At 39.6% G+C, this 6,126-nt stretch carries 5 protein-coding genes and 1 rRNA gene; 1 reads left to right on the top strand and 5 read right to left on the bottom strand.

The features are described from left to right. From EGI26_RS16370 to EGI26_RS16350, 5 genes are all read right to left on the bottom strand, one after another. Nucleotides 1-248 (bottom strand): 16S ribosomal RNA (locus EGI26_RS16370); the annotation flags it as partial. Nucleotides 249-1,168: 920 nt separating this feature from the next. After that, nucleotides 1,169-2,596, bottom strand: a complete 1,428-nt coding sequence (locus EGI26_RS16365; protein WP_255080115.1) for a glycoside hydrolase family 125 protein — start codon at nt 2,594-2,596, stop codon at nt 1,169-1,171. Between the two features lie 221 nt (nt 2,597-2,817). Then, a complete protein-coding gene (gene rnc, locus EGI26_RS16360) occupies nt 2,818-3,549 on the bottom strand; it encodes a ribonuclease III (RefSeq protein ID WP_255080114.1) in 732 nt (243 codons plus the stop codon). Between the two features lie 30 nt (nt 3,550-3,579). Further along, nucleotides 3,580-4,827 carry a beta-ketoacyl-ACP synthase II gene (gene fabF / locus EGI26_RS16355; protein ID WP_255080113.1) on the bottom strand — a complete coding sequence of 416 codons (1,248 nt, stop codon included), beginning with the start codon at nt 4,825-4,827 and terminating at the stop codon, nt 3,580-3,582. Between the two features lie 91 nt (nt 4,828-4,918). Further along, nucleotides 4,919-5,155, bottom strand: a complete 237-nt coding sequence (locus EGI26_RS16350) for an acyl carrier protein (protein ID WP_255080112.1) — start codon at nt 5,153-5,155, stop codon at nt 4,919-4,921. Nucleotides 5,156-5,285: 130 nt separating this feature from the next. On the opposite strand from EGI26_RS16350, the gene kdsA reads away from it, so the two are divergent. Further along, on the top strand, nt 5,286-6,101 hold the full coding sequence (gene kdsA, locus EGI26_RS16345) for a 3-deoxy-8-phosphooctulonate synthase (RefSeq protein ID WP_255080111.1): 816 nt from the start codon (nt 5,286-5,288) through the stop codon (nt 6,099-6,101). Nucleotides 6,102-6,126 lie beyond the last annotated feature (25 nt).

Genomic DNA, 6,126 nt, shown 5'->3' with positions numbered 1-6,126 from the left:
CCGTTACCTTACCAACTAGCTAATCCTACGCATGCCCATCTACATCCTATAAATATTTCAACTAATCATGATGCCATGTCTAGTATTATGCGGTGTTAATCCCAGTTTCCTAGGGCTATCCCCCTGATGTAGGTAGGTTGCATACGCGTTACGCACCCGTTCGCCGGTGACATTGCTGCCCCCTCGACTTGCATGTATTAAGCCTGCCGCTAGCGTTCATCCTGAGCCAGGATCAAACTCTCCATAGTAATTTCTTACATCGAAAGATCTCCCAACTTTATGTTTCGTCTCTATCTCCAATAAGTTAATGAACTTTATCCCACTTCTGCGTGAGCTCGTCACTGTTTCCAGTCTCCTTTCTCTTTCCTTCTCGTTTCCTTCCGTCTTAATCGGGGTGCAAAGGTAACAACCTTTTTTTAATCCCCAAATGTTTTCAAGAAAAAAATTTATTTATTTTTATGAACTTTATCCCTCTTCTAGCTTCTCCATCTATACTTCCTCGCCGTTTGGGAGTGCAAAGGTAAGACACTACTTAACCCTTTTCCAAATATTATTTTAATATTCTTTTTAAGCATTTAACCTAATTCACTGCTTTTCAAAGACTTTTGACTTCTCCATCCTCGAAAATTCTTGCTTTCGTTATATTTATTTAACGTTTCGTTATATGTGGTTTTTTGACGCAAACCTCCTTTTTCTGGATTGAATGGGCTTTCTTGGGACCTTTTGTCCCATTTTGCGTTTTGACGACAGCTCAAAATATTTATATTCCGGTAATTGAAATTTTATGAAGGTTCCAACTTATGATTGGTGTTTGGCTGATTAACCACCCAGGCCTGAGGTGAGTGAATTGTACTACTAACCACCCCGGCCTGCGGCCGACCCTCCTTGCGAAGGAGGGTAAGGAGTTGCGACCTCGCCTGCGGCTGGTCTGATTTGTTTCCTATTTTGCGTGAAGGATAGTGGTTCGACTATCGCTCACCAACTGTGAGCTCTTTATGGCCTAGCTCATAGGCCGGACACATAAGCGGGAACATAATCGAGCATCAGGATGCGAAGATTACGAGCCTAGCTCTACACGACCCACAGCCCCCCCAATATTCTTGCTCTGTCTCTTCTGGGACAGAGGGGCACCCCATGAAAAGGCTACCACTTTATATAGAGGACTCTTTTACAAAACTTGCTTTAATAGATGCGGCCTTTCTTTTTCTATTTTGAGGATTAGTTCCCCAAAAAGAGTATTGGCCCAGGCGAACCACTTTCTGGTAAATTTGGAGGCGTCGTCTTTATCGAAAGATTCATGCATGAAGCCTGTGCTGGCATGGGTGTTTTTTAGGAACTTCAATTGTTGGAGTATTTCGGTGTCTGACTGTGAAGTCATGGCTCGCATAATAAGGCTCATTGGCCAGATTTGATTTATGAGTGTATGCGGGCTTCCGATGCCTTCGGCTGCTTTTCCCTTAAAATAGTATGGGTTTTGGGAAGATAATACAAATCGTCTGGTGTTGATATATATAGGATCTGTAGTTTTCAGAGCACCGAGGTAAGGTAAACCGAGTAGATTGGGCACGTTGGCATCGTCTTGGAAAAGGGCATTGCCGAATCCATCGACCTCCATAGCATAAATAGAACCAAAATCGGGATGCTTGACGATAGCAAATTGTTGAATGGCCTTTTGAACTTGCTTGTCCAAAGAAATGCATTTTTCGGAGAAACTGACATCCTTATATATGTCTTTGGCTATTTCGGCCAATTGTTCCAAACATTTTACAGCAAAAAGATTGGAGGGAACTAAAAATGGATATTGCGTGGCATCGTCAGAAGGCCTGAAAGTACTATGAATCATGCCATTGGGTTTGGTGTGGTTGCCATAACCATTGCCTGGGACAGTATCTGTTGACCAAGACGTGGTACGTCCGAAACGATACGGACCTTTTGAGGTTAATCTTTGTTGCTCAATAAAAGTGTCCACAATTAACTTGGCAGACTTCAACCACTGATCAGTGAATTGCTCTTTTCGGCCAATTTTTTTCCAAAAATTATATGATAACCTTATATGGTAACACAACGAGTCGATTTCCCATTTGCGTTCGTGGAGTTCTGGCTTCATATCGGTGTGGTCGGAATACCATTCGCTTTTTTCGGGCTTTTCGTTGAAAGCGTTGGCGTAGGGATCTATAATTATACAAGCTGCTTGGCGATTTATAACTCCAAGAATTAAATCTTGAAGAGGCTTGGAGTCTTTTGAAATTTCAAGATAAGGCCAAACTTGTGCTGTGCTATCTCTCAGCCACATAGCATGAATATCACCCGTGATGACGAAGGTATCAAAAACTCCGTCTTTTTGAATATGTGAAACTGTGGTATCGAGCGTATTTGGAAAACAATTCTCAAAAAGCCACGCTATTTCTTTATCTGCACATTTTGCTTTGATTCTTTCTATCGTTTTTTCTACCAGAGCATCTCTAAATTTTCTTTGTGCTTTATCAATCCTTACGACAGGGAAATCTTCACTTTTAGAAAATGCTAAAGGTGGTGATAAAAGAAAGGCCGATGAGGCAATGGTGAATTGACGGCGAGAAATTTTTGAATCAGACATAAAGAGATAATCAATTTTTAGGATACCAGTAAAAGACAGGGTTTGAAACAGACTTGAGTCTTTATTTCTCAATTAGGAAATAATGGTAAAAATAAAGATCTGGTTGAATTTCTCCTAAAGAAATAGATTAAGAGTTTTTTAGAAAAGTGGGGTTTCTAAAAATAGAGTAAGTTGCTTAGATGAAATTTTTAAGGATGAGCGATTTTTCAAATCGCTCTACTTTAGATACTCAGAATTTCGCAAGCTCTTCGTGAAGCATCTTGTTCGGCTTTCTTTTTATTCCAGCCACTGCCCGAACTTATCACTTGGGTGTCTACCAAAACTTGGGCTATGAATTCTTTACTGTGGTTTTTTCCTTTTTCTTCGACAATAAGAAATTCCACCTTTCGGCCGTCCGCCTGGGCCCAGCTTAGAATAGTAGATTTATAATTGGTGTTGTTTGAAATAACCTCGTCGAGGTCGAAATGATTTGAAAGAAGTTTAGAAATAATGAATCGTTTGGTGAATGCAAAACCTTTGTCGAGATAAATAGCTCCGATGAGGGCTTCCATGGCATCACCGAACATAGACGTACGGTGAAAATTACGCTGTCCGTCAAACTCAATGAGTTTATCGAGGCCGATTCTACGTGCTAAAATATTAAGCGATTCTCGATTTACAATTCTTGATCTGATTTCGGTAAGAAAACCTTCGTCTTTAAATGGATACTTTTTGAAAAGATATTCTGCCACCACCATACCCAGTACAGAGTCTCCAAGAAATTCAAGCCTTTCGTTTGATTCTTTAAAGCTGTTTATTCCATTGTTTTTTGAGGCTGAAGTATGTCTGAACGCCAGTTCATACAGAAGTTTATTTTTGGGCTTTGAACCTATTATTTGTTCAATAGACTTAATAAATTCTTTTTGCTTCGAGTCTTGTTTCAAAAAACCAAATAATGTCATTCCGAATTCCATTTAGTAAATGATTGTCATAAAATATATCTACTAGATTTTTCGGAAGATAAGTGTTGCATTGTGGCCCCCAAAACCGAAACAATTGCTTAGCACAACATTGAGTTTTTTGGCTTTGGCGACATTTGGTGTTAAGTCTATTCTCGGGTCAATGACTTCATCAATATTGTCAAGGTTGATAGTTGGCGGAACCATTTGATGCTCCAATGCCAATATTCCTGCCACCGATTCCACTGCTCCCGCTCCTCCAAGCAAGTGACCAGTCATAGATTTGGTAGAACTTATAGAAACTTTATAAGCATGCTCGCCAAATAATTGCTCTATTGCTTTTATTTCTTGTGGGTCACCAAGCGGAGTTGATGTACCATGAGTATTGATATAATCTACTTCTTCTGGTGCAATTTGAGCATCTTCTAGAGCGTCTTTCATTGAAAGATACGCTCCGTAGCCTTCAGGATGTGGAGCTGTAATGTGGTAAGCATCTGAAGAAAAGCCTCCGCCAATTAGTTCACAATAGATTTTTGCTCCTCTGGCTTTTGCGTGTTCATATTCTTCTAATACTATTGCTCCGCCACCTTCGCCCAATACGAAACCATCTCTATCTCTATCATAAGGACGAGATGCAGTTTTCGGGTCATCGTTTCTTTCTGAAAGTGCTTTTAAAGCATTAAAACCTCCGATACCTGCCTGAGCAACTGTAGCTTCAGAACCACCAGATACACAAGCTATAATACGACCTAATCTGATATAATTGAAGGCATCTATGATGGCGTTGTTGGCAGATGAGCAAGCAGAAACTGTTACGTAGTTTGGCCCTCGAAAACCGTGTCTTATGGATATTTGCCCCGACACGCTATCTGCTATCATTTTAGGAATAAAGAAAGGATTAAACCTTGGAGTGCCGTTGCCTTGAGCGAAAGCAATCATTTCGTCTTCAAAAGTCTTAAGACCGCCAATGCCCGAACCCCATATTACTCCAACTTTCTCTTTGTTAACGTTTTCGTCTGACAATCCAGAATCCACTATTGCCTGATCGGCTATAACAACTCCAAACTGTGTAAATAAGTCCATTTTACGAGCATCTTGTCTTGGAATGAAGTCTGTAACTTCGAAGTTTTTGACTTCGCAGGCAAATCTTGTTTTGAAATTTGTGGCATCGAAACGGGTGATAAAATCACAACCGCTAACGCCGTTTGAAAGGCCATTCCAAAATTCTTCGACGGTGTTACCTATTGGAGTAAGTGCTCCGAGTCCAGTAACGACAACTCTTTTTAATGTCATATTATTTGAAAATTAAAAGTTCAATACCCTATTGACAATGCAAATTAACATTTATCAATTGAATATTGAACTTAATTGAATGAGAAAATAATTATTTAGCGTTTTCTTCTAAATAAGTTATTGCCTGACCTACAGTCTGAATGTTTTCAGCTTGGTCATCAGGAATAGAAACGTTAAATTCCTTCTCAAATTCCATTATTAACTCAACTGTGTCAAGCGAATCCGCTCCCAAGTCGTTTGTAAATGAGGCCTCAGCTGTAACTTCAGTTTCGTCTACGCCGAGCTTCTCAACAATAATTTTCTTTACTTTAGATGCTATATCAGACATTTTAAAAATGTATTTTGGTGAAAAACATTGCAAAGAAATGGATTTTATATGAAACCAACAAAATGAATCTCTTTTTTTTGAATGAAAGATTGTTCGGATATTTACAGAAATTTTAAAAACAAAATAAATAATGTCGCTTAAACTCAACAAAATAGCCAAATACGATAGTAATAATTTTTTCCTGATGGCTGGCCCGTGTGCCATTGAAGACCGTGATTTGGCCTTAAGGATTGCTGAAAAAGTAAACGGTATTTGTTTAAGGCTTGAAATTCCGTATATCTTTAAAGGAAGTTATAGAAAAGCCAACCGAACCAAGGCCAACAGTTTTACTGGAATAGGCGACGAAAAGGCATTGAAAATATTAGAAGAAATCGGAAAAACTTTTGGCATACCTACTGTAACAGACATCCATGAAACCAAGGAAGCAGAATTGGCCGCCGCTTATGTGGATGTCTTGCAAATACCAGCATTTCTATGTCGTCAAACAGAACTTTTAGAAGCCGCCGCCAAAACAGGGAAATCGGTAAACATCAAAAAGGGGCAATTCCTTTCTGGTGCTTCTATGGGTTTTGCGATAGAAAAAATAAAATCTATAAACCCTGCTGTTCAAGGAATGTTGACCGATAGGGGTAATAGTTTTGGCTATTCTGACTTGGTAGTTGATTATAGAAACCTAGTGGATATGAAAGAATTTGGAGCTCCTGTGGTTATGGATTGTACGCATTCTCTTCAAAAACCCAATCAGACCTCAGGCGTGACAGGTGGAAATCCAAAAATGATAAGTACAATAGCTAAAGCCGCCATTGCCGTAGGGGCTGATGGGCTTTTTATAGAAACTCATCCAGACCCCGCCAATGCAAAGTCAGATGGAGCCAATATGCTGCATTTGGATAACTTGGAGCAACTATTGGTGGATTTGGTGAGGATAAGAGAGGCTATTAATTAATGTGATGATTTGCTAATGTGATAAT

Source organism: Lacihabitans sp. CCS-44 (genome assembly GCF_024343735.1).
GTDB lineage: Bacteria > Bacteroidota > Bacteroidia > Cytophagales > Spirosomataceae > Leadbetterella.
The sequence above is the reverse complement of the archived record's forward strand: the minus strand, read 5'-3'. Positions and strand labels throughout refer to the sequence as shown.

What these genes read in the sequence shown, in the direction of transcription:
- rnc (WP_255080114.1), bottom strand. Translation starts at nt 3,549, where the DNA reads ATGGAATTCGGAATGACATTATTTGGTTTTTTGAAACAAGACTCGAAG.
- fabF (WP_255080113.1), bottom strand. Translation starts at nt 4,827, where the DNA reads ATGACATTAAAAAGAGTTGTCGTTACTGGACTCGGAGCACTTACTCCA.
- EGI26_RS16365 (WP_255080115.1), bottom strand. Translation starts at nt 2,596, where the DNA reads ATGTCTGATTCAAAAATTTCTCGCCGTCAATTCACCATTGCCTCATCG.
- EGI26_RS16350 (WP_255080112.1), bottom strand. Translation starts at nt 5,155, where the DNA reads ATGTCTGATATAGCATCTAAAGTAAAGAAAATTATTGTTGAGAAGCTC.
- kdsA (WP_255080111.1), top strand. Translation starts at nt 5,286, where the DNA reads ATGTCGCTTAAACTCAACAAAATAGCCAAATACGATAGTAATAATTTT.